The following is a 23,320-nucleotide window of genomic DNA, read 5'->3' on the forward strand; positions in this document are numbered from 1 at the left end:
CAGTACCACTTTGTTTTTGGAGCTTCGGCGGGCAAAGAAAGCGGGGCGCGGGCTTGAGCCCGCGCCCCGTGGAGAGGGGCAGGATCGACACGCCCGATCCTGCCCGAGGGAGGCAGTGAACGCTTCCCGGCTTGTGGTGCTGCCGTGCCCGCGAAGGGTTTCCGGAAAACCCGGAGGCTAGGAGTGGGAGATTTCCACTCCCTCGCGGACAACCGCCAGCGGGGTCATCGCCTCATTCCAGGCGACCAGATTGACCGGCTTGCCCGGGGTGAAGTCCACCGTGACACCGGGAGCATCCCAGGCACCACCGGCGTAGACCGGCCCGGCCACCGTGGCCCGCACCAGCTGCGGGAGCGTCAGCTTCCCGCGCCCGGCGAAGAGGGCCACCTGATCGGCCAGCACCGATGCACCCCCGGCCAAAGTATCGGTACCTTCCAGGTAGCAGGCGCCGTCGCGCACTTCCACCGCGAGCCCGCCTAGGGTGTACTTCCCGGGAGGCATACCGGCCGCCGCCAGGGAATCCGTGACGAAGAAAGCCCCGGGAATACCCAGCTGGCCCGCGCCCGCGCTCCCAGACGCCCCACCCCCGAGATCCGGCTCATCGAGGTAGGCCACCACATCCTCGACCAGATCAGGATGCACGTGGTAGCCGTCGGCAATCACTTCCGCGCTGATGAACCCGCGGCGCGCCGCCTGAATGTACTCGCGGATCGGGCCGGGAGCCCGGTGCGTAAAAGCGGTCATCGCGTTGAAGAGATGCGTGACGGTTTGTGCGGCTTCCTGCCCGACGGCGCTACCGCCGCCATCGCCAAGCGCCGCCAGCGGCGTGTACCCGTGCCGGCGCGCCACTTCCAGGGTGCGCGCAATTTCGGCCCGGGTGACCGCGCCGTCCCCGTGGGAATGCCCCCAGGACGGCTTGCCGCCATATTCAAGCAGCAGCTCGGCGGCCCGCTGGGCGCCCTCCGCTTCCGGCGCCACCGTCATCGTCTTAATCCAGCCGCGCCCGGCCTCCAGCCAGGAACGCAGCTCGGCCTCGTCCACCGCGCGAATCACCTCGGGGTTCTGCGCCCCGCACTTTTCCCGCGAAATATACGGGCCCTCCAGGTGGATACCGGCCAGCTCCCCGCGCTCGCAGAACGGCACCAGCGCCTTGATCTGCGGGAGCGGATCCGCCAGCGACACCAGGGAAGCGAACATCGCCGTGGTTCCCCCGCGCTGGTGGGTGCGGATCGCGGTCGCGATCTCCTCCTCCGCATAGTTATCCGGGAAAGCAAAGCCACCACCGCCGTGGCAGTGAATATCCACGAGGCCCGGGGTAATAACATGCGCCCGGCGCACCCGCGGGTTATCCGCGCCCAGCCCGAAAGCCTCCGCGGCCCGCGCTTCGATCCCGCGCGACTCCCGCTCCGCCGCCAGCCCCGCGGTTACCGCGGCGGCCTCCTCAGCGGTGAGCAGCCGAGCCAGCGTACCGGCGTCGTCGATCTCAATACCGTACCCAACCTCGCGGCCGTACCCGTTGAGAACGCGCCCCAGGTAAAACACTTAGATCATCTCCCAACGCGCGCGGTACAGATCCGTCAGCTTGAGCTGCGCGGCGGCCGCTTCGTCCAGGAGCACGGTGACATCCGGATGCATCTGAATAATCGTGGCGGGCCAGAAGGCGCTGATGGGGCCTTCGCACAGTTCGCGCACCGCATCCGCCTTATTCGCACCGAAAGCGAAAAGCACCAGCTTCTTCGCTTCCATAATGGTGCCCAGGCCCTGGGTGATGCAGCGGGTGGGGACGGCCGCTTCGTCGCCGTCGAAGAACCGCGCATTATCCTTGATGGTTTGCGGGGCCAGCGCCTCCACGTGGGTGCGCGAGACCAGCGAACCACCCGGCTCGTTGAAGCCGATGTGGCCGTCCGCGCCAATGCCAAGGATCTGGAGATCCACGCCGGCCGCACCGATCTTCACATCGTAGTCGGCGGCCGCGGCCTGCGGATCCGGGTTCTGCGCATCGGGCGTATTGAGGCCCTCCTCGGTCAGGCCGGTCTTATCCTCCCCCACGAGGTTGCGGCGCAGCACATTGCGGTAGGACTCCGGATGCTCCGGATCCAGCCCCACGTACTCATCCAGGGCAAAGGCCTTGGCGCCGGAGAGGTCAAATTCGCCGGCCGCGTGGGCCTCGCGCAGCGCCGCGTAGAGGAGGTCCGGCGTGGAACCGGTGGCCACCCCGAGCGTCGCGTGCGCGTCACGCGCGAAAAGATCCTGGATAATGCGTGCGCCCTCGCGGGAGGCTTCTTCCGCGGTGGCGAAAATTCCGATATGCATGAGTTCGTCCTTTCCCGGGCGCGTTTCACGTGAAACGCGGCAGTGCTCAGTGCTCGCGGGCCCCGCGCTTCGGTTGCGTGGGAACCCTGGTGAAGTTTTAGTTTTCGACGGCCTCGCGGAACCACGTGGTGATCGTGGTCGGGTGCGTAATAGCGGTTCCGACGACGGCCGCCCAGGCGCCAGCTTCCATGACAGCCCGCGCTTGCTCCGGAGTGTGGATGCGCCCTTCGCAGACCACCGGGATCTCCGGGAATTCCGCGACCATCTGGGCCAGCAGTTCAATATCGGGGCCATCCGTCTTCGGGCGGTCCCCGGAGTAGCCCGCCAAGGTGGTGCCGAGGATGTGGCAGCCGGCCTTGGCCGCCGCCCGGGCATCCTCAATCGAGCCGCAGTCCGCCATGACGAGCGCGCCGTCGTCCAGAAGAGCAGCCACCGTTTCCGCGAAGCTCAAGCCATCCGGACGCGGGCGGGACGTGGCATCGAGGGCCACAATATCGGCGCCGGCGCTGATGCACGCGCGCGCGTGGCGCAGGGTCGGGGTGATGAACACGCCTTCGTGGCCCTCTTTCCACAGGCCGATGACAGGCACTTCCACCTGGCCTTTAATCGCGGAAATATCCGCCAGGCCCTGGCAGCGAATCGCCGCCGCTCCCCCGCGCTCGGCGGCGAGGGCCATCTGCGCCATCGTTTCGGGGTGGCGCAGCGGTTCGCCCACGTACGCCTGGCAGGACACGACGAGGTGCCCGCGGAGAGATTCGATCATCGGATGCACGGTAACTCCTAAGTTATAACGAGAAATGCAGAGGTGTAGTTATGCGGTGCGGCGCGTTTAGCGCGCGGCTGCGTGCGCGGCGCGGCTGCGTTTGGCGCGCGGCCGGCGCCGGCACAGCGCGTTTAGCGTTGCGCAGCGCGTTTGGCACGCCACCCGCCCGCCGCGCTAGCCCGCGGTGTGCAAGAAGTGAACGGACGCGCCGATGAGCGGGGCCTGCGACCCTAGGCTACCCTCCACAATCGGGGTGGCGGCGGTGCCCACCATGGCATCGCGCCGATAGCCCTCGCGCAGCGCGTCCATCCAGAACTCGCCCACGTGAACGAGCGAGCCGGACAGGATAATAACGTCCGGGTCGAAGGAATTCGCCAGCCCGCCCAGGGTCTGCCCGAGCGCGAAAGCACCGTCCGTGAACACCTCGCGCGCGAACATATCGCCCGCGTCCACGAGGGCTTTCAGTTCCCGGCCTCCACGTACGACGACGGGGCGCTGCGCGCCCGGGGCCCGCAGGTAGGCACTTTCGGGGACATCGGCGATCCCGGTGAGGGAAGCCGCTGCCGCGGCAGCGTAACTCGCACCCTCCACGTGGGCTTCGGCCTGGCGCTTGGCGTAGAGGCGGGCCGCCCCGCTACCCGAGGCCACCGATTCCACGTGGCCATCGCGCCCGCAGGAGCACACCAACCCGGCGGCGTAAGGATGGTGAATATGGCCGAAGTGGCCGGCCACCCCGTGTGCGCCGAAGAGGATGCGCCCGTCAATAACAGCCGCGCCGCCCAGCCCGGTTCCCACCGCGATGACGAGGGCGGTACGCGCGCCGGCTCCCGCCCCGTAGGTTGCTTCCCCGAGGGCGTGGCCGTGCACGTCATTGAGGACGCGCACCGGCAGACCGCAGCGTTCGGCAAGATGCGGGCCGAGGGGCTGACCGCCCCAGCCGGGCATGGTGTCCGTGGCGGAGGCGATGCATCCGCTCTCCACGTCCACCACCCCGGCGCTGGCGATAGCGATTCCGCGCACCGGCGTTCCGGCGGCGCTGGCTGCCGCGATCTGGCGCTCCGCGAAATCCGCGATATCCGCCAGCACGCGCGCTCCGCCGCGCCGCGCTTCGGTAGGAATACTGGCTTCGAGGGAGATGCGCGGGGCCGGGAGCGCGGCGGGCTCCACGCCCGCTCCACCCGCGGCCAGTACCCCGGCCGCGCGGTCAGCGCCCGCGTGACCGGCGCCCGCGCCCGCATCACCGCCCGGAGCGGTGGCCGCAAAGGTCACCACCGCCCCCGCGATTTTGGTTCCCCCGATATCCAGCCCGAGCAGCGAGAACTCAGACCCGGGCTGGAACGGTGCTACCTTCATGAGTGCTCCTTAGAGCAGCCCGCAGCTGGCGAGTACGCCGCGAATAGCTTCGACGTTCTCACCTTCGAGGGCCTTGACGGGCCGCGGCATCTGGTTGGAGGCGATAACCCCCAGTTCCTTCATGGCCGCCTTGAAGGCACCCACGCCACCCGCGAAGCCCTGCACGCCCTTGGGCACCATGACGATGCGCATGAGGTGGGCGAGCTCGTTCTGCAATTCGGCCACGCGAGCCCAGTCGCCGGCCTGCGCGGCATCCCACTGCTCCACGTAGGGGCGCGGTGCCACATTGGCCAGGCCCGGAACGGAGCCGTCCGCACCGCCCATGTAGGCGCCATCAACAACCACTTCGTGACCCGTCAGGATGTTGAGCGGCTTACCGGCGGCCTTGTTCTCCTCCAGCAGGAAGCGGAAGTTAACGTCGTCGCCAGAAGAATCCTTGACGCCGGTCAGTACGCCTTCGCTCCCGAGGCGCATGAGCAGGTCAATGGAGAGCTTCTTGTGCACGCACACCGGGATGTCGTACGCGAAAAGCGGCAGGTCCACGGCGTCGCGGATGTAACGGAAGTTCGCTTCGATTTCCGCTTCCCCGCCCAGCGCGTAGAACGGTGCGGTGGCGACGATGCCGTCCACCCCGATGGACTGCGCGTCACGGGCGTGCTCGATCATGCGCTCGGTTTGCATATCGATAACGCCGGCGAGCACCGGGACGCGCCCGTTCGCAACTTCCACCGCGGTTTCGAGGATTTCACGACGACGCGCATCGGTGCTGAAAACCACCTCGGAAGTCGAACCGAGCACAAACAGGCCGTGCACTCCGGCGTCGAGCATCCGGTTGAGCGAGCGCGCGAAGGATTCCTTATCGAGTTCGCGTTCTTCGGTCAGCGGCGTCACTGTCGGGGGGATAACGCCGCGGAAACGAGGATCTGACATGGGACTATGCCTCCAATTTCGGATGGAGCAGCGACGGCGCCGCTGCCAAAAGTGTTCTCGTGTAGTCATTTTGCGGATTGTGGAGCACGTCCTTGGCGTCTCCCCATTCCACGATCTCTCCGTGATTCATCACCGCGATCTTGTCCGATACGTAACGCACCGTCTGAATATCGTGGGTGATGAAAACCATCGCCAGCCCCAGATCCCGCTTGAGATCGGTGAGCAGGTTGAGGATCTGGGCGCGCACGGACACGTCCAAGGCCGAGGTGGGTTCGTCCGCGATAATCGCGTCCGGGCCCACGGCCAGCGCACGGGCAATAGCCACGCGCTGGCGCTGCCCACCGGACAGCTGCCCGGGCAGCGCATCGAGCGCCGATTTAGGCAGACCCACCATGCCGATGAGGTCCTTGACGCGCTCGTAGCGTTCTTCGCGGGTGCCGATCTTGTGGACCGTCATCGGGTCGAGGAGCTGGTCCCGGACCGTCATGCGCGAGTTGAGCGCCGTGGCCGGGTCCTGGAACACCACCGAGACCACGCGGCCGATATGGCGGCGCTGGGCAGCGGTACGTTTCGTGACTTCTTCGCCCTTGAAAAATACCTGGCCGCCCGTGGGTGACTGGAGTCCGCACATCACATTGGCCGTCGTCGACTTACCGGAACCGGATTCGCCAACGAGACCGATGGTCTGGCCGGGCATGAGGGAAAGGTTGACGCCGCGCACGGCGCGCACCTTATTCGGATTGAAGATGGAACCGGTACGGGTGCGGAAGGTGACGTCGACGTCGCGCAACTCGATAATCGGCACATCGGACAGGGCAGGCCGGTCAGCGGCGCGCGCGCCGGCAGCGTGACGAGCTTCGGTATCCAGAGTAGTCATGATCTTTCCTCCTTCGTCACTTCTGGGCATCCGGGCCGGTGGGAGCGCCGGCGCTTCCACCAGCGGCATCACCAGCAGCGGGAGCTGCGGCGGGGCTCGCGGTTTCGGTGGGGCTGGACGCGCCCACCGATTCCTTGGGCACCAGGTTGGTGGTGGCCGGATCCGGAGCATCGGGCTGGGCGGCGTAGAAGTGCCACGTCTCGCCCACGCGTTTCATAATCGGGCGGGTGTCCAAGCCCACCGTCGGGTGCGAGGACCGCGGGGCGAAACGGTCGCCCTTCGGGAAGTCGCGCGGCGAAGGAACCGTGCCGGGCACCTGGTGGAGCCGGCCGGCACCCGCTTCGATGGAGAGCACCGAGCCGAGCAGACCGCGAGTGTACTCGTGGTGCGGGTCGGTGAGCAGTTCCTTGGTGGAAGCCTGCTCCACAACCTGACCGGCGTACATGACGGTAATCGAGTGGGCCACTTCGGCAACGAGCGCCAAATCGTGGGACACGAAGACCATCGCGAAGCCGAGTTCCTTGCGCAGGCGGTTGAGAAGCTCCACCACCTGAGCCTGGACGGTCACGTCAAGCGCGGTGGTCGGTTCGTCCGCGATAACCAGCTTCGGGTCACGGGTGAGCGCCATGGCGATAAGCACGCGCTGGCGCTGGCCGCCGGAAAGTTCGTGCGGGTAGGACTCCAGGGTCCGCTTGGGATCCAGGTCCACCAGCTCGAGGAGCTCTTCGGCGGTGCGGGTACCCCCGCGGCTGGTCAGCTGCTTCATCTGTGCCTTGATGAGCATGGAGGGGTTGAGGGAGGACAGGGCGTCCTGGTAGATCATCGCGATCTCATGCCCGCGCAGTTCATTGTGCTGCTTGGGGGTGAGGTCGAGGAGGTTCTGCCCGTTGAACATGATCTCACCGCTAATATCGGCGGACTTATCGAGCAGGCCCATAATCGCCAGGGAGGTAATGGACTTACCGCACCCGGATTCACCCACGAGGCCCATAGTTTCACCGGCGCGCACATTGAAGGACACGTGGTCCACCACATTGACATCGCCGTGGCGCGGGAACTTGATGCACAGGTCGCGCACTTCGATAACCGGGGCCTCCTGCGAGGTGGGTTCGAAGCGGTCGCTGCGGCGTTCTTCGGCTTGGCGTAGTTCCTCCAGGCGCTGGACCAGCGCATCGTGCTGGGCGGCGTAAGCGGCCACCGGGTCCACGAGGAGGCGGTCCTCTTCGCGCTTGGCGTTCGCGTCCACATTATCGGGAACGGCCGCGGCCTTCGGGGCCGCCACCATGGCGTCCGTGAGACCTTCGGAGAGGATGTTGAGGCAGAGCACCGTGATCATAATGGCCAGGCCCGGGAAGAGCGCCTGCCACCACCGGCCCAGGAGCACGCCGCCGCGAGCGTCGGCGAGGATATTACCCCAGGTGGGTGTGGGTTCGGCGATGCCGGCCTGGATGAAGGACAGCGAGGCTTCGAAAACAATCGCATCGGCCACGAGCACGGTGGTGAACACCATGACCGGGGCGATACAGTTGCGCGCCACGTGCTTGACGAGGATCCAGGGGGCCCGCGCGCCGGAAACGATGACCGCGCGCACGTAATCTTCACCGTATTCGCTCATGACATTCGCGCGCACCACGCGGGTGATCTGCGGAATGTAAAGGAAGCCGATCGCCATAATAATGACGGGCAGGGTATTACCGAATACGGAGACGAACACCGCGGCCAGCGCGATGCCGGGGAAGGACATGATGATGTCCATGCAGCGCATGATCACTTCGGAAATCCACTTGCGGGATACCGCCGCCAGCGCACCGAAGATCGCACCGAAGAAGAGCGCGAAAGCGGTGGCGGCGAAGCCGATGACCAGCGAGTAGCGGGCACCGTAGATCATGCGGGAGAGAATGTCACGGCCCTTTTCGTCAGTACCGAAGAGGAAATCACCGTTGGGTGCCTGACGGGCCACTTCAATGGCCTGCGGATCGTGCGGGGAAATAAGGGGTGCGAAAACGGCCGCGAGGGCGATGAGCACCAGAACGACGACGCACAACTGGGCGCCGCGAGTCATATTGCGGAAACGCTTGAACCGGACGCCCGGGCGTTCCATCTTTTCCGTGAGTTTACGCCTCATATTTAGACCTCCCGGATACGCGGGTTGATCAGCACATAAAGCATGTCAACCACAATATTGACGACGATGAAGGCCAGGGCCACCACGAGGACCACGCCCTGCACCAGGAGGGGGTAGTTCTGCTGGACGCCTTCGAGGATGGCCATACCCATGCCGCGCAGGTTGAAAATAACTTCAATAACCACAGCGCCACCCATGAGGTAGCCGATACGCAGGCCGAGCACGGTCACCGGGGAGATCAGGGCATTGCGCAGCACGTTGCGGGACACCACCACGCGCTTGGGGATACCCGCACCGATAGCGGTACGCACGTAATCCTTATCCAGTTCCTCCACCATCGAGGTACGAATAACACGGGTGAGGGAACCGGCCACCGGGACGCCCAAGGCGATAGCCGGCAGCGCCATGCGCGCCAGCCAGCCGGCCGGGTCTTCACCGAAGGGCGGCAGGGCACCGGATGCCGGAAGCAGAGGCATATTGACGGAGAACGCCAGGATCATGAGGACGGCCAGCCAGAAGGACGGCGTCGCGATGAAGGCGATGGAGAAGACGCGGATGATCTTGTCGGGCCACTTGTCGCGGTAGAGCGCGGCGAGGACACCGAAGACGAACGCGAGAATGACGGCGATAATAAGGCCGAGGAAGGTCAGCTGCATGGTGATGGGGAAGGCCTCACCCACACGTTCGGCCACCGAAGCTTGGTTGGCGCCATACGTGCCGAGGTCACCCTGCACGAAGTTGACGAGGAAGTTCCAGAACTGAGCGAGCCAGGGATCATTGAGTCCCATGGTGTCACGATAGGCTTCCAGGGCTTCCTGGGATGCACCTTCACCGAGGGCCGAGTAGGCCGGATCGATCTTAGAGAAGGACATCAGGAAGAAGACGAGGAAGGCAACGCCCAGAACCATGATCGGGAGCACCAGCAGGCGGCGCCCGATGAGTCTGAGAAGGTTGTTCACTGCGATATCTCCTCGGGGCTGCGGTGCCCCGCGTTGAGTATAGGGGAGTATTTGGGCAAAGCTCGGGCCGGGGGTGGGGTTTACACCACCCCCGGCCCTCGCATTACCGTGTGTTCTTTGAGCCAGCGCCGCGCGTGTCGTCAGCGCTGATTCACGGGATTATTTACTTTCCAGCCGCGGAGCCAGCGTTGATGAAATCAAGGCCGGTCGTCGAAATCGGGGAGAAGTTGGTGACCTTGTCCGGGTAGTACGCGGTCAGCATCTGACGGTGGAAGAGCGGGTAGAGCGGAACTTCTTCGGCAACGAGGTCGAAGGCCTTGTTCCATTCCTGCTGCTGGGCGTCGCCTTCGAGGGTGACGGCCTTGTCCATGTACTGATGCAGTTCCTTGAACTTCTCGGAGCCGCCCCACTGGGTGCGCTTCTTGGTCCAGGTGTTATCGCCGTACCACCAGCTGAGCAGGAGGTCGGGGTCCTGACCGAAGACCGAGGGGTCGCCGGGGGCCAGGGTGACATCGAAGGTCGGGTTGTCCACGTCCAGGTTATTGGCGTAGAGAGCCGAGGAAGCCTGGGATTCGATGGTCGCGTTGATACCGACGGCAGCCAGGTCGTTCTTGATCTGGGGAGCCAGAGCGGTGATCCACGGGTGATCGGTGGTCAGCAGCTTGATGTCGAGGTTCTCAACACCGGCTTCCTTGAGGAGTTCCTTGGCCTTTTCCGGGTTGTAGGTGTAGACCGTGGAAGCTTCGTGGAAGTTCGGGTGGTTCTCCGGAAGGAAGGACTTGGCGGCCTTCGCGTTGCCCGAAAGGGCGTTGGAGATGAGCTTGTCGGTGTCAATGGCATAGAAGAACGCCTGGCGCACCTTGTTGTTATCGAGCGGAGCCTTCTTGGTGTTGAAGAGCAGGAAGGGCAGGTTGAAGCCCTGAACCGCGTCGATCACGCCGCCGGCGCCCTTGATCAGAGCTTCGGCATCGGCCGGGGCAGCTTCGATAACATCGACGGTGCCCTGCTGGAAAGCGGTGGTACGAGCGGTGTCGTCTTTGAGGATCTCCCACTGCATCGCTTCCGCGGTGGCCGGGAACTGGCCGTTGTAGTTCTCATTCGGGGAGAACTTGATGTGGGCGCTGGTGATCTCGTCGTACTTCCACGGGCCGGTACCCACGGGCTTGGCGGTCAGATCATCATCGCTCATCGAGGCGGGAACGATCTTGACGAGGGCCAGGCGCTCCTTGACCAGCGAGAAGGGGTGCTTGAGGTTGATGGTGACGGTCGTGTCATCCTTCTTCTGCACGTTGTCAATGAAGCTCAGCATCGGCAGGTAGATATTGCCTTCAGCGGTGGACCGCTCGAAGGACTTGACCACGTCGTCCGTGGTCACCGGGGTGCCGTCCGAGAACTTCGCGCCATCACGCAGCGAAACTTCGTACTGGGTATCGGTCACCTTGGTGGGAGCATCTTCCTTCGCCAGGGCGCGGTAGGGCTTGTAATCGTGGTAATCCAGTTCGTACAGGCCCTCCACCACGTGCATATTCGCGCCGGTTGCCAGCGCGGACGAGGTGGACGAGGGATGGTAGTTATTGGATTCGTAGGCGGCCGCCGCGCGAATGGTGCCACCCTTTGCCGGCTGTCCCGAGGGAACTGCGGCCTTCTCGGGTGCATCTCCACCGCTCTTGCCGGTGTCAGATCCACCGCCACCGCAGCCGGACAGCGCCAGCACACCAGCGGCCAGCACGGCCGTGGCCTTGGCGCCCCACTTCATGCGTGTCATTGAAGTGTCCTCTCCTTTGAGTTCTTCCGGAAATTCACTGCCGAATTTCCGCTATTTTTTCGCGTGCGACAACCATCTTTAGCGTCGCGTAGCTATGACTCTAGATTGTCTGACAACTTTGTGCAAGCCCGATATCTGGCTTGTGAGCAAACTGTGACCAATTTGTGATGAACCTGAGATATGGGTGCGTGGGCAGCTGTGCGGCGTCGTCGTTCCTGCGCGATACCACGCGTAACGTGACCCTATTCAATATTCCTGCGCACATCTTTTGAAAACATCCGTTTTCCGATACCTTAGGTGTCATGATGCCCGACGACGCGCAGTCACATGCCACGCAGGGCGCTATGCGGGTCACCGGCGGCCACCCCCGTTCCGGCTCGGATCGCGCCGATTTGGTCATGGACGCTTTGAAACAGCGAATTATTGAAGAACGCCTGCAACCCGGCGCGAAGCTCCCCACCGAAGCGGAGCTGTGCCGCGAGCTGGGGGTTTCGCGCTCCTCGGTGCGCGAGGCGCTGTCCAAGCTGGCCGCGCTGGATATTGTCACCTCGCAGCGCGGGAAGGGCACCCAGGTGGCGAATATGTCACTCTCCCCGCTGGTTGAATCCTTGCTGCTGCGCTCCTCCGCGCGGGCCGGTGCGGGCACAGGTGCGGTGGAAAGCGTGGCTCAGCTGCGCGAATACCTGGACCTGGGGATGGCGGAAGGTGTGGTGCGGGCACTGTCGGGCACCCATCACGATAATCTGCACGACATCGTGGCGCGGATGACCGAAAAAGCGCTGCGCGGGGAAAACTTCCAGCACGAAGATATTGAATTCCATATTGCGATGACGTCCGCGCTCGATAACGAGGTCGCGTTGGAGATGGTCACGGCACTGTGGGTGGTGCACTCTATTGCGCTGCGCGATTTAAACGACGACGTCGACGAACTTCTCCTAGAAACCGCTCAGGCGCATAAACGTATTATTCAGGCCGCCGAAGATGGTGATATTTTCGCGTATCGCGGGGCGGTCATTGACCACTACCGGCCCCTCAATATGATTATTGACCGGCACGAAGCCGCCCAGCAGCGGGCGAATTCCGGGAGTTCGGAGGGGTCCGGGGGAAGCGGCGCGGAAAGTGCGGAAAGTGCGCTCGGAGATTGTGAGGATCCGGAAGCGCCGCCGGAGGCGCTGACCGCTCAGGCCGCTGCCCAGCAGCGCGAGGCTGAGCGGGCCGAACGAGCCGAGCGCGCCGCTGATATTGCCGCGCGGGCACAGCGGGCCGCCTCCTTTGCCGATATTGCGGATCCGACATCGCGGGTTTCCGGGGTGTTGTGAGGCGGGATGCCGGTGTCCCGGCATCAGGCGAAACAAAGTGTGCGGGAGAGTACCGTTTCGGGGCGATTTCATGTCTCTAACGCACACTACACGCCCCGTACGGCTCAGGATGCACATCTTGTCCATGGATCCCATAGTTGGCTAGAATATACATAATCGTTCAGCCCGCCCCGACTTCGGTCGGGAGTGGGCTGGATCTCTGTTTGCGGCCGGTAGCCCCACCACAACAGGATGCAAATCTACGCACCATTTTGGCCAGATTTCCGCTCTGAGTTTGCACTACGCACCCCTATTAGCCCGGAATCATTGTTTCGGTGTTCCCATCCCGATAGGCTTGTAGCGGAGCCCCGGTGGAGCGCTATCTAGCCATGTCAGATATTCTTACCGGGGCATTGAACTTCATCGCGGAAGTACGTGCCGACTGAGCTGCGCCGTCGTACCGAAGTGCGGAGAAATGGACCCACCGCGGCCGCGACCCGTACTGAAACGATATTTCGCGCGACCAACCGACGTTCCACAGCATGACCACAACGACGTTCCGTGCGCTCGAAACGCTGCTTTATGTGACCGGAACGCTGTTCCACTGGGCATTATTGTCTGACAATAACTTTCCAAGCGCGGAGTTGCTGTGCTATTTTCGTTGTTGTCTGACAATAGCGTCAGACGAGACGATGATGTCTGCCAGAAAGGTAACAGCACAATGTCAACTCCTCGCGCCCGGCGTGGGTGGAGTGCATTCGTGGCACTGTCGGCCACGGTTGCTCTCACGGTCACGCCGTTGACAGCGTGGGCCAGCCCGGGGGAAACGCCCCCGCAGCCCGAACCTCAGGCAGCGGAAGTCCTCGAGACTGCGCAGCCGGCCCTCACTGCTGACGAATTAGAATCAGGCACGTCAAGGCTCTCGCCGCGGAGAGCACGCCAGAAAACAGCGAAAGCTCAACTTGAACCTACTAATAGAGCCGCCGAGACTACTGAGAGAGCAGTCGAGAGCACCGAAGCTTCGGAGGCGGAAAAACCGAGCGCTTCAGAAACTTCGGCGCCCGAACTTATGTCGGTGACATTTGAGCGTACTGACAACAACGGGGACGAGCTCCGCATCGGCCAAAAGATGACTTTTGCGGTGACCTACACAAATCTGACGAAGGACAAGACCTTCACCGCCTTCCCGTACGATTCGAATCTATCCGGTTTCCTCACTACCGGACGACCGAACTGCCGTTGGGGAAATCTGCGCCCCGGTCAAACCCAAGGCTGCACCAGCATTAGCTACACGGTGACCGCCGAAGCTGCGAAGACCGGCAGCTTCACCCCTTACGTAGTTTTCCGCGCCACAGCCGATACCGCCGGCAAGAAAGTTCTCCAAGATGGAATCCGGAAAGAACTAAAGTCGGTAACCCTTATCAATGAACAGGCACCTAAGGAACCAGATCCGGCTACTATTCCCACTGATCGCCAGGATATGCAAACCGTGCCTCTGGCTCGTGCGGGAGATAAGCCGAATTACTGCTACCGCATTCCAGCTCTCGCCCAGGCAAATAATGGTTGGATCCTCGCGGCCTACGACGGCCGGCCCGATTCCTGCATGGACTCCCCCAACCCCAACCACATCACCCTGCGTATTTCCAAGGACAACGGAAAGTCCTGGACTGAACCCAAGGAGATCTTGAAGGGCAAGGGCCACCTCAATAGCCCCGATAAGTACGGCTATTCTGACCCGTCCTTCGTGGTGAATGAGAAAACCGGACGCATTTTCCTCTTCTCCGTCTTCTCCTACGATGTGCGTTTCCAGGATTCCAAGCCCGGCACTGATCCTAAGGCGCGCAATGTTCTGCATGCGCAAGTGTCCTACTCGGACAACAACGGAGAAACCTGGTCTGAGCCCCGCATCATCACCAAAGACATCACCTTCAATGACGCTATTAGTTCCCGCTTTGCCGCTTCCGGCGCGGGTATTCAGCTCAAGTACGGTCCCCACAAGGATCGGCTCATCCAGCAGTTCACCATGACCGTCCCGGGTCGCGGTTACGCGGCGGTGTCTGTGTACTCCGACGACAATGGCGACACCTGGAAGCCCGGAGAGCCTGTCTACGGAAATATGGATGAAAACAAGGTCGTGGAGCTCTCCGACGGCACCGTGATGCTCAACTCGCGTTCCTCAGACGGTACGCTCGCGCGCAAGGTTGCGTACTCGCATGATGGAGGCGAAACCTACACGCCTATGCAGGTGGAGTGGCAGCTGCCCGACCCACGCAATAACGCCTCAATTATCCGCGCGTTCCCTGATGCCGAAGAGGGTAGCGACGAAGCGAAGATCCTGCTCTACTCTTCCTCGTCGGCCCGGTCGCGTTCCAACGGCCTCATTCGTATTTCGTACGACGACGGAAAAACCTGGTCGGTAGGCAAGCAGTTCAAGAAGGGTGCTATGGCCTACTCCACGATGTGGGCGCTGGATAATGGCAAGTACGGCATCTTCTTCGAAGGTGACAACAATGACATGCTCTACGCCCACTTCGGGCTAGACTGGCTCGACGCGCTCCCGATCACGAGCACTCCGGAACCCACGGTCGTTAACCGCGGAGAGGCAACTCTCAAGATGCGGGTGACGAACAAGGGCACTGCGGAAATTCCCGATCCCGTTCTCACGCCCGGAAAGCTCCCGCGTGGATGGTCTGCCGAACCGGTACGGATCGGAAAGCTAGCCGCCGGGGAGAGCCGCCTTGTCAACATTCCTGTAACCATCGCCGATTACGCACCTGCGAACTCGGAACCTATTACTGTCAACTTCGTCATTAACGCGAAGGGCAAGGTAGGAGTCAACGCTGCGACGTCGACCCAACTCGTTAATCGTGAAGGCGAGGTTCCCGAAGCACAGAAGTACATGACAGTGAAGTTCGAACGCACCGATGACGGCGGAAACACCGTTCGTATCGGCCAGGAACTGAACTTCAAGGTTACCTATACGAATATTTCTGATCGTACGATCACCGCTTTCCCCTACCAGTCCAACCTTTCCCGGTTCCTCACCACGGAAAGGCCCAACTGCCGTTGGGGTGATTTGCGGGCTGGCGATACCCAGGGTTGCTCCTCGATCACCTACAAAGTAACGGCAGAAGACGCAAAGAAGGGCACCTTCACCCCTTATGTGGTCTTCCGCGCTACCGAGGATCGCGAGGGCACACGGGTGCTTCAGGATAATATCCGCGCTGAACTGCCCGCCATCAAGGTGATCAACGAAGAGATCGGCAAGCGGCCTGACCCGGCCACCGTCCCCACCGAACGTGGGGATATGGAAACCGTGCGCCTGGCGCGCGCCGGGGATAAGGACAACTACTGCTACCGCATCCCGGCCCTCGCCCAGGCGAATAACGGCTGGATCCTCGCGGCTTATGACGGCCGCCCGGATTCCTGCATGGACTCCCCCAACCCGAACCACATCACTCTCCGCATCTCCAAGGACAACGGAAAGTCGTGGACGGCACCGGAGGAAATCCTGCAGGGCAAGGGGCATATCCGCGATGCCGATAAGTACGGCTTCTCCGATCCCTCCTTCGTGGTGAATGAAGAAACCGGCCGTATTTTCCTCTTCTCGGTGTTCTCTTACGATGTGCGTTTCCAGGATTCCCAGCCGGGCACCGATCCGGATAACCGGCGGGCCCTGCACGCGCAAGTGGTCTACTCGGATGACAACGGCCAAACCTGGTCCAAGCCGCGCCTCATCACCAAGGACATCACCTTCGATGAGAATATTCGCTCCCGCTTCGCGGCCTCCGGCGCGGGCATCCAGCTCAAGTACGGCCCGCATAAGGGCCGCCTCATCCAGCAGTTCACGATGACCATGCCGAACGGTAAGGGCTACGCCGCCGTCTCCGTCTACTCGGACGATAACGGCGCCACCTGGACCCCCGGCGCACCCGTGTACGGCAATATGGACGAAAACAAGGTCGTGGAGCTCTCCGACGGCACCGTCATGCTCAACTCGCGTTCTTCGGACGGCATTATGGCCCGCAAGGTCGCCTTCTCGAAGGACGGCGGCCAGACCTACACCCCGATGCAGGTCGAATGGCAGCTGCCCGACCCGCGCAATAACGCCTCGATTATCCGCGCGTTCCCGAACGCACCGGAAGGCAGCGCACAGGCGAAGATTTTGCTTTATTCTTCGTCGTCCGCGACCTCGCGTTCGAACGGCCTCGTGCGTATTTCGTACGACGACGGACGCACGTGGTCAGTTGGTAAGCAGTTCAAGCAAGGTGCCATGTCGTACTCCACGATGTGGGCCATGGATGATGGCCGGTATGGCATCTTCTACGAGGGCGATAACAATGACATGCTCTACGCGCATTTCACCCTGGATTGGCTGAACTCCCTGCCTGTTTCCGCGGTACCCGCGGAGAACGCCAAGGTATATCGCGGTAAGTCCACGATTCCGCTGTCGGTAACCAATATGGGCAGCGAGGATCTTGCTGGCGTGGTGGCCACCCCCGGTGAGCTGCCCGCCGGTTGGGAAGCCGAAGCTGTGGAGCTGGGCACCCTCAAGGCCGGGGAGACCCGCGTTGTGCAGGTGCCGGTGACCATCGGTGCGAAGGTGCTGGCCGGTGACGGTAACCAGACCATCCCCTTCCTCATCACCTCCGGTGACAAGGTGGCGGCCAATGGTTTCGCCGAGGTCACCCTCATCAACCGCGAATGCGAATCGCGGCCGGTCTACGTGCCGGGCGTGAAGCTCGCTAACGAGGTGGCGGCGGAAACCGCCCGGGAGGATAACGGCACCGATAACCTCTTCGACGGGGACCTCAACACTATCTGGCATAGCCCGTGGAGCTCCACGATTAAGCTGCCGCTGGATATTGATCTGGCCCTGCCCCAGGCTGAGAATATCGGCCGGGTGGATGTACATCCGCGCAGCGCCGGCGGGGATAACGGCCGCATCCGCTCCGCGGAACTGTGGGCCGGTAAGGATGCTGCGAGCGCGGTGAAGATTGCCGAAGGCACCTTCGAGAATTCGCCGGAGCCGGCAACCTTCTTCGTGGACGCTAAGGACACCCAGTTCCTGCGCCTGCGCATTACCGGCACCTACGGGCGCACCGCCGATTCCCTGGCCTCCGCTGCGGAAATCGCCGTGTACAAGATGACGGATGTGTCCGATACCTGCGTGGAGCCGAGCCCCGAGCCCAGCCCGACGCCCGGTACCGAGGATCCGACGCCGGGTACTGAGCCGACTCCGGGTACTCCGGACCCGAGCCCCAAGCCGGATCCGACGCCCGATAAGCCGGCGCCTTCGCCCGATCCGACGCCCGATAAGCCGGCGCCTTCGCCCGATCCGACGCCCGGTACTCCGGACCCGAGCCCGACTCCTAGCCCGGAGCCGAGCGAACCGGCGGTTCCCGAATCCAACGGAAACTCCAACTTCCTCTCGAACTCGTGGACATCCACAGTTGCTGATCTCGTCTTCTCCTATGGGCGCGCCGGCGACGAACTCCTCGTGGGCGATTGGACCGGAGACGGCCGCAAGTCCGTGGCCGTGCGCCGCGGTAACCAGTTCTTCGTGAAGAACTCCCTGGGCGGCGGCAACGCCGACACCGTATTCTCCTACGGCAAGGCCGGCGACAAGGTCGCGGTGGGTGACTGGAATGGCGATGGCAAGTCCACCTTCGCGGTTATCCGCGGCAATAAGGTGTTCGTGAAGAACTCGCTGACCAGCGGTAACGCCGATAGCGTTATCGCCTACGGCAAGGCCAGCGATACCCTCATCTCCGGCGATTGGGATGGCGACGGCGTCGCGACTTTCGCGGCGGTGCGCGGCAACCAGTTCTTCGTGAAGAACTCCCTGGAATCCGGAAACGCGGACGCGGTCTTCAGCTTCGGCCGCGTGGGCGATGAGGTCATCGTGGGTGACTGGGATGGCGACGGCGTGGACACCGTTGGGGTGCGCCGCGGCAACGTCATCTACACCGCTGATGCGCAGGGCAATACCGTGATGAGCGTCGCCTACGGCAAGCCCGGCGATCAGCTCATCATCGGTGACTGGGACGGCGACGGCATCGACACGCCTGGCGTGCGGCGCTAAGCGCTTCCCGCTTCGCGCAGAGGCATCTCATCCCATTGAGGCAACACCTCATCTCGCTGAGGTAGCGCCGCGGTGATGCAGCACCTTCGCATCACGTAGCGCCTCGCGCCGAGAAGCACCTCGCGGCGCGAGAAGCGAGATACAAACCGGGGCCGGGTGGGCTGGATTTCCAGCTCACCCGGCCCCGTTGCGTGGCGCGGCGCGCGGGTACGTTCCCAGCTTAGTTAGCGCAGTTCACTGCCCGGGATAAGGTCGAGGTAGAGAGAGTTCTCGCGTTCAAAAACGACGGCGAGGCTATCCGAAAGCCACACCGCGTCGGAGTAACCGAATTCGCCCGGGCCCAGGGAGCGGAGCAGGCGTCCGGCGTCGTCGACAATAGCGCCGTTCTCCCGCGCGGTATCCGAATGCGGGTGGATGAGGATGGTGCCATCTCCGCAGGTGATGAGCTTGGCATTGCAACCCGGATCGGGGAGGCTGAGGGGCTGCGGCGCGGACCAGGTCAGGCCGTCGCTCGAGCGCGCCACCACGCGCCCGCCGCGGCCCTGGAGGCGAATATTCGCGATGACCTCGCCGCCACTCACTTCGAGGGTAGTTTCGTCCAGGCCCGGGGTGCCGACCGGGAGGATCGGTTCGGAAATCGCCACAATCTGACCCGCGCGCACGTGCACCACGTAGATCACGGCTTCCCCGCCGCGGTTCGTGACATACGGCAGGAGCGCGGTATCGCCCAGCAGCGGCGTGGAGCCGGAGGTGGCGAAGAGGCCATCGCAGCGCAGCTCGCTATAGAGCTGGTCATCCACCCGGCTATGGCTGAGCGAGTCGAGGCTGCTCCCCCAGGCAATCCAGGCTTCCAGGCGCGGCCCAGCGAAACGCGAGCCAAAGTAGCCGATTTCTTCCGAGGCGGCGTAGGCCAGGGTAATGCCGGCGTCGTTGCCATCAGAGTTCCCGGCGGCGCTCCCGGCGGCGGTTGGCGCTGCGGGATCCGCGCCGGTAGCACTGCGCATAGGCGCGCCGGCCACGCACGGATCCCCGCACACCGCCGGCGTTCCCGGAACCGGGCGCGGCGCGGAAAAGTCGAGGTCCTGCGCGCGCAGCGGCGTGCCTGCGGCAGAAGCGCCCGCGTCCGCGGCGCTCGCCCCCGCATCGGCGGGCAGCTCAGCGGTGATATAGCAAATCCGATTGGGATTGGGCAGGTCGGCAGCCATGGCGCCGCCCAGGTTTTCCCAATCAAAATCCCCGCTCGGATGCGGGCGTTCATCGAAGAAGACGGTCAGCTGGTTATCCCGATGCAGCACAGCCGGGATGCGGAAATCACGGTCGGCGGTACGGGTGACGAGCGCGCGGGCCGAACGGCCAGCCGCGGCGCCAGCGCCGGGCGCGGTGGCCTGCGCACGATCATTGTGCGGGTCCTTATGTAGTGAAGTCATGGCACCATCCTATGCGGTTGTCAGACTTAATGCCGCGGGCCGGGCGCTGGGCTGCTGGCGTGCACTTTTCCGCGGGATAACAGGGCTGGTGGGCGGTAGGCGCGGCGTCGTCGCCCTTCTTGAAACGGAGGCACGTGCCGGTGGTGCACACCACGTTTTGACACGGCCGCCGCGCTGTGTAAAATCCTGTGTGCAGCAAGCGAGGCCGGGAGGTACCACCCGCGTTTCCAGCTGTTCGCGTACAGCAACGATACCGATTCTTGACCGTTACTAGAGCTTGCACTGAAGACTTTTCTTGTTTTACGCTGAGGTTCAGCGGCCCATGACCGCGTGACACCCCCGGTGTTTCGTCCAGTACGACGACGCCACCCCCAACCTAACCTAACAGCAGCGCATGTTTGCCTGATGCATACCAAGCGCTGGCTAATTCCTGACCGAATTTCCCCTGTGGGACCGAGTTGCGGAGGACGACGACTCTCATGACCACTCAACTGACTCGCCTAACCCGGTGCACGCGTGAGGACATCCCTACCCTCGCCACCATCCGCCGCACCATCGAAGAAACTATGGCCGCCGCCGGCAACAGCCAATGGCCCCTCGGCTCGCTGCCGGTGTGGAAGATCGCTGAGCAAGTAGACGCCGGCGAATTCTGGGCTTTGCGCGCGGCTGACGGCACCATCACCGCCGCGGTGCGGGCCCTGCATTCCGACCCGCTCATCTGGTTCGACGATATGCCCGCCCTCTACCTGCACACCCTCATGGCCAATCCGGCCGTTGCGGCGAAGGGCGCCGGGCGGGCGATCCTGGCCGCGATGGCTCAGCTGGCCGTGACCTACGGCTACGACCGGGTGCGCCTGGACTGCGTGGGGCCGCTGCGCGGCTTCTACGCTCGCCAGGGATTTGAAGACACCGGCATGACCCATTCCGGCAACCACTCGGCGGATATGGATGCGCATCTGATGGAACGCATCCTGCTGCCGGAGTTCACGCCGGTGGGGGAGTTTGAACTAGTCGGGCACTCTGGAACCGCGGGCACGTTCGGGCCGGAGCTCGAGGTGGCGGCGCCGGTGGTGTAGGTGGCGGCGCTATAGATAGCACCGCAGCGCTGTTGGCATTCCGATTTAGAATCCAGGCGGGTGCGGTAGCGCGCGAAACTACGCTAAACTAGCCTTTTGCAGCCCGCGTGGGCGGCGCTGCCTGGAGAGTTGTCAGAGCGGCCGAATGAGACGGTCTTGAAAACCGTTGTGCGGCGACCCCGCACCAAGGGTTCGAATCCCTTACTCTCCGCATGTGATCTAGCTCTCAGATTGAGAAATCGGCCTGAGGGCTAGTTTTTTGTTGCCACCATGCGGAAAAGTCGGGGTCCAGAGGGTCGCGGGACGCTCGTCCGGTTGCCGTTCTTTACGGGTCTTTAGGGGTCTTTAGGGGTACTCCGGGGGTACTTTTGGGGGTACAACCCGGGGTGTGGATTTGTACCCCCAAACCGGGGTGCGCGACGAAAATAAAAGGGGCGGTTTGAGGAACAGCGCCTCCGTTCGGGGCTGTGGGATAGATTTACACGCTGATAGTATTGAGATGCCGGCGAAAAGAGGGTCAGGGATCCTCTTCCCCCACCGAGGGGATAGCTGGCTCCTACTTTTTACCTGCCCCCGGCTACCCAACACTGGCAGCGAGAGGATCAACCCGGTCGGCGTCAAGATGTTCTTCAATATATGCCCCTGGGCAATGGACTGCGGGACATTTTCACGCGATGACGGCTCGATGTCGAGCGGAAGTTCTCGAATGGAAAGGCTTCTAACAATGAGAACAGACGCAGAACTACTCGCCGAAATTGAAAGCGACGCCGACATTGATCCCGAACGGCTCATCACCGATCCGGATCTTGTCAAAGCTGCCGCCACTCCTATTCAGATCAAAATCGCGCAAAGAGCGCAGGATAAGGCAGCCATACACGGAGCCGTACACGAAGGTTAGCATGCGCAGCACTTACCTAATCGAGCCAGGCCTCGGGGACAGGGGACGGCAGTATGCTTGCCGGATCATCTTGAACAGCGCCTTGGCGTCACGCTTGAACTGATTTGTACGAAAGACGCTAGTCAGCCTCATTGAGATCCGCCATCAGCTCAGCGACGCTACCAAACGAAGCGCCGGTGCGGGACTCAACTTCAGCTCTCGCCACGGCACTGGCCGAGTTCCCGCGATGCGGCGTGAACGGAATGCCGTTGCTGGCAATCGACTGCCGCAAAAACATATTGATGGCAGAACTCATATCCAACCCAAGATCACGGAATAACTCCGCCGCCTGGGCCTTCGTTTCATCATCCGTCCGGAAAGATACATTTGCCACCACAACCACCCTATTACGCGCAATCAACATTACTTTGTACATACAATAGCATTGATCGCGCAAGATCGTGGGAGCTTTCTGGCTAAGTCCGGTTGAATGCGCCCACACAGCCAGCCAGCACACCTGCCACCACTACCCAGCACTGACCGCAGACCCAGCCAGGCCGGATGTGAAACATAACGCACCTGGCCTGTAGATTTTGCTCTCGCCGGGGAACGCGGTAAACTCTTATCTGTCGCAAAACGAGGCGGGTTAATCGCTCGCCTCCTCAATTTTTTATTGAGGAGCTTGTGGTAGCCACCTCGTGACTGTGCGCTCGTAGCTCAGTGGATAGAGCATCTGACTACGGATCAGAAGGTCGGGGGTTCGAATCCCTTCGAGCGCGCGAAGCTCCTCCTCGGTGACCAAAATCCCGGTGGGGAGCAATTTCTTTTTCCACGCTCAAGCCCGAAGCCCCAAGCCCGGCCGCAAAACCAACCTAACGCGAATGCTTCAGGAAAGCCGGCAAATTGACCGGGTTGAAGCTGAAAACTCCCGGATGGGTAATATCCGCTTCCCAGGTCTGCGCCTTGCCCTCCGCGGTCCAACTAATAAGCGCGGTAGTGGCTTTGCGCTCCACATGAAAATCGACCACACTCTCCCACGGGTACCGCCGGAAACGCTCGCCGTCCGCCCGCGATATATGCGACAGCCCCGCCTTCCCCTCCGGATTGATCACAATAAACTCGGCATCGGTCACCACCAGCACCCGGATCACCGCCGCGTCAATCGCATTCCACAGGTTCGACACCAGGAGCTTGCCGATCCCCCCCAGGAGACCGCGATACTTGCGCACCACCAGGTAGTTCGCGCCAGCCTCGATGCCGTGCTCGCGAAGAAACGCGAGAATATCTTCTTCCGTCACGCCCCGAATAACGCCCATGATCGTGCACCCTTCTCGCGAATATCGCGACACCCGAGGCGACCCCTTTCCCCGCACCCTTGCGCGAAGTTTGTCACCTCAATAATTTGAGTTTATACCTTTTTACGACGACGCACACCCGCTTCACGCCTCCTTTTCGCACAGCACCGCCGATTC

Annotated in this window: 16 protein-coding genes and 2 tRNA genes; 6 read left to right on the forward strand and 12 right to left on the reverse strand. The window is 62.7% G+C overall.

The window, feature by feature from the left end:
• Positions 1–177: 177 nt before the first annotated feature.
• The 9 genes from ACRQHG_RS03535 to ACRQHG_RS03575 all read right to left on the reverse strand — a co-directional run bounded on the left by ACRQHG_RS03535 (position 178) and on the right by ACRQHG_RS03575 (position 11,085).
• A complete protein-coding gene (locus ACRQHG_RS03535) occupies positions 178–1,542 on the reverse strand; it encodes an N-acetylglucosamine-6-phosphate deacetylase (protein ID WP_435719537.1) in 1,365 nt (454 codons plus the stop codon).
• Positions 1,543–2,313: a glucosamine-6-phosphate deaminase gene (locus ACRQHG_RS03540; protein WP_435719538.1), complete on the reverse strand. Its 771-nt coding sequence runs from the start codon at positions 2,311–2,313 to the stop codon at positions 1,543–1,545.
• A 97-nt stretch (positions 2,314–2,410) separates the two neighbouring features.
• On the reverse strand, positions 2,411–3,085 hold the full coding sequence (locus ACRQHG_RS03545; RefSeq protein ID WP_435719539.1) for an N-acetylmannosamine-6-phosphate 2-epimerase: 675 nt from the start codon (positions 3,083–3,085) through the stop codon (positions 2,411–2,413).
• A 165-nt stretch (positions 3,086–3,250) separates the two neighbouring features.
• Positions 3,251–4,429: an ROK family protein gene (locus tag ACRQHG_RS03550; protein ID WP_435719541.1), complete on the reverse strand. Its 1,179-nt coding sequence runs from the start codon at positions 4,427–4,429 to the stop codon at positions 3,251–3,253.
• 9 nt (positions 4,430–4,438) lie between these two features.
• Positions 4,439–5,359: a dihydrodipicolinate synthase family protein gene (locus ACRQHG_RS03555; RefSeq protein ID WP_435713209.1), complete on the reverse strand. Its 921-nt coding sequence runs from the start codon at positions 5,357–5,359 to the stop codon at positions 4,439–4,441.
• A 4-nt stretch (positions 5,360–5,363) separates the two neighbouring features.
• Positions 5,364–6,236 carry an ABC transporter ATP-binding protein gene (locus ACRQHG_RS03560; protein ID WP_087070239.1) on the reverse strand — a complete coding sequence of 291 codons (873 nt, stop codon included), beginning with the start codon at positions 6,234–6,236 and terminating at the stop codon, positions 5,364–5,366.
• Between the two features lie 16 nt (positions 6,237–6,252).
• Positions 6,253–8,361, reverse strand: coding sequence for a dipeptide/oligopeptide/nickel ABC transporter permease/ATP-binding protein (locus ACRQHG_RS03565; protein ID WP_435719542.1), 2,109 nt, complete (start codon positions 8,359–8,361; stop codon positions 6,253–6,255).
• A 2-nt stretch (positions 8,362–8,363) separates the two neighbouring features.
• Entirely contained in the window at positions 8,364–9,320 is a 957-nt protein-coding gene (locus tag ACRQHG_RS03570; protein WP_087070237.1) for an ABC transporter permease, read from the reverse strand.
• A gap of 163 nt (positions 9,321–9,483) precedes the next feature.
• On the reverse strand, positions 9,484–11,085 hold the full coding sequence (locus ACRQHG_RS03575) for an ABC transporter substrate-binding protein (RefSeq protein WP_284889970.1): 1,602 nt from the start codon (positions 11,083–11,085) through the stop codon (positions 9,484–9,486).
• Positions 11,086–11,387: 302 nt separating this feature from the next.
• Here ACRQHG_RS03575 and ACRQHG_RS03580 point away from each other — a divergent pair, with 302 nt between their 5' ends.
• Together ACRQHG_RS03580 and ACRQHG_RS03585 are read left to right on the forward strand one after the other, a co-directional pair.
• On the forward strand, positions 11,388–12,404 hold the full coding sequence (locus tag ACRQHG_RS03580) for a FadR/GntR family transcriptional regulator (protein WP_435719543.1): 1,017 nt from the start codon (positions 11,388–11,390) through the stop codon (positions 12,402–12,404).
• Between the two features lie 1,120 nt (positions 12,405–13,524).
• On the forward strand, positions 13,525–18,468 hold the full coding sequence (locus ACRQHG_RS03585) for an exo-alpha-sialidase (protein WP_435719544.1): 4,944 nt from the start codon (positions 13,525–13,527) through the stop codon (positions 18,466–18,468).
• Positions 18,469–18,692: 224 nt separating this feature from the next.
• On the opposite strand, the gene ACRQHG_RS03590 is transcribed toward ACRQHG_RS03585, so the two are convergent.
• The gene (locus ACRQHG_RS03590) at positions 18,693–19,895 is read right to left on the reverse strand and encodes a sialidase family protein (protein WP_435719545.1); all 1,203 of its coding nucleotides are present in this window, start codon (positions 19,893–19,895) and stop codon (positions 18,693–18,695) included.
• Between the two features lie 479 nt (positions 19,896–20,374).
• Here ACRQHG_RS03590 and ACRQHG_RS03595 point away from each other — a divergent pair, with 479 nt between their 5' ends.
• From ACRQHG_RS03595 to ACRQHG_RS03605, 3 genes are all read left to right on the forward strand, one after another.
• Complete coding sequence (locus tag ACRQHG_RS03595; protein ID WP_435719546.1) at positions 20,375–20,971, forward strand: GNAT family N-acetyltransferase; 597 nt, start codon at positions 20,375–20,377, stop codon at positions 20,969–20,971.
• A gap of 123 nt (positions 20,972–21,094) precedes the next feature.
• Positions 21,095–21,182: transfer RNA gene (locus tag ACRQHG_RS03600), tRNA-Ser, on the forward strand.
• A 513-nt stretch (positions 21,183–21,695) separates the two neighbouring features.
• Positions 21,696–21,869 (forward strand): hypothetical protein, encoded by a 174-nt coding sequence (locus ACRQHG_RS03605; RefSeq protein WP_435719547.1) that lies wholly within the window; start codon positions 21,696–21,698, stop codon positions 21,867–21,869.
• 118 nt (positions 21,870–21,987) lie between these two features.
• Here ACRQHG_RS03605 and ACRQHG_RS03610 read toward each other — a convergent pair whose 3' ends face one another.
• A complete protein-coding gene (locus tag ACRQHG_RS03610; protein WP_435719549.1) occupies positions 21,988–22,284 on the reverse strand; it encodes a type II toxin-antitoxin system RelB/DinJ family antitoxin in 297 nt (98 codons plus the stop codon).
• 270 nt (positions 22,285–22,554) lie between these two features.
• On the opposite strand from ACRQHG_RS03610, the gene ACRQHG_RS03615 reads away from it, so the two are divergent.
• Positions 22,555–22,627 (forward strand) — tRNA-Arg (locus ACRQHG_RS03615).
• Between the two features lie 93 nt (positions 22,628–22,720).
• On the opposite strand, the gene ACRQHG_RS03620 is transcribed toward ACRQHG_RS03615, so the two are convergent.
• The gene (locus tag ACRQHG_RS03620; RefSeq protein ID WP_435719550.1) at positions 22,721–23,164 is read right to left on the reverse strand and encodes a hypothetical protein; all 444 of its coding nucleotides are present in this window, start codon (positions 23,162–23,164) and stop codon (positions 22,721–22,723) included.
• Positions 23,165–23,320: the final 156 nt, after the last annotated feature.

Source organism: Actinotignum vesiculae, assembly GCF_051267215.1.
GTDB lineage: Bacteria > Actinomycetota > Actinomycetes > Actinomycetales > Actinomycetaceae > Actinotignum > Actinotignum schaalii.

Bases quoted from the DNA above. Each gene is read 5' to 3' on its own strand.
- ACRQHG_RS03540 (WP_435719538.1), bottom strand. From the start codon at position 2,313: ATGCATATCGGAATTTTCGCCACCGCGGAAGAAGCCTCCCGCGAGGGC.
- ACRQHG_RS03620 (WP_435719550.1), bottom strand. From the start codon at position 23,164: ATGGGCGTTATTCGGGGCGTGACGGAAGAAGATATTCTCGCGTTTCTT.
- ACRQHG_RS03590 (WP_435719545.1), bottom strand. From the start codon at position 19,895: ATGACTTCACTACATAAGGACCCGCACAATGATCGTGCGCAGGCCACC.
- ACRQHG_RS03550 (WP_435719541.1), bottom strand. From the start codon at position 4,429: ATGAAGGTAGCACCGTTCCAGCCCGGGTCTGAGTTCTCGCTGCTCGGG.
- ACRQHG_RS03610 (WP_435719549.1), bottom strand. From the start codon at position 22,284: ATGTACAAAGTAATGTTGATTGCGCGTAATAGGGTGGTTGTGGTGGCA.
- ACRQHG_RS03605 (WP_435719547.1), top strand. From the start codon at position 21,696: ATGAGAACAGACGCAGAACTACTCGCCGAAATTGAAAGCGACGCCGAC.
- ACRQHG_RS03555 (WP_435713209.1), bottom strand. From the start codon at position 5,359: ATGTCAGATCCTCGTTTCCGCGGCGTTATCCCCCCGACAGTGACGCCG.
- ACRQHG_RS03565 (WP_435719542.1), bottom strand. From the start codon at position 8,361: ATGAGGCGTAAACTCACGGAAAAGATGGAACGCCCGGGCGTCCGGTTC.
- ACRQHG_RS03580 (WP_435719543.1), top strand. From the start codon at position 11,388: ATGATGCCCGACGACGCGCAGTCACATGCCACGCAGGGCGCTATGCGG.
- ACRQHG_RS03560 (WP_087070239.1), bottom strand. From the start codon at position 6,236: ATGACTACTCTGGATACCGAAGCTCGTCACGCTGCCGGCGCGCGCGCC.
- ACRQHG_RS03575 (WP_284889970.1), bottom strand. From the start codon at position 11,085: ATGACACGCATGAAGTGGGGCGCCAAGGCCACGGCCGTGCTGGCCGCT.
- ACRQHG_RS03595 (WP_435719546.1), top strand. From the start codon at position 20,375: ATGACCACTCAACTGACTCGCCTAACCCGGTGCACGCGTGAGGACATC.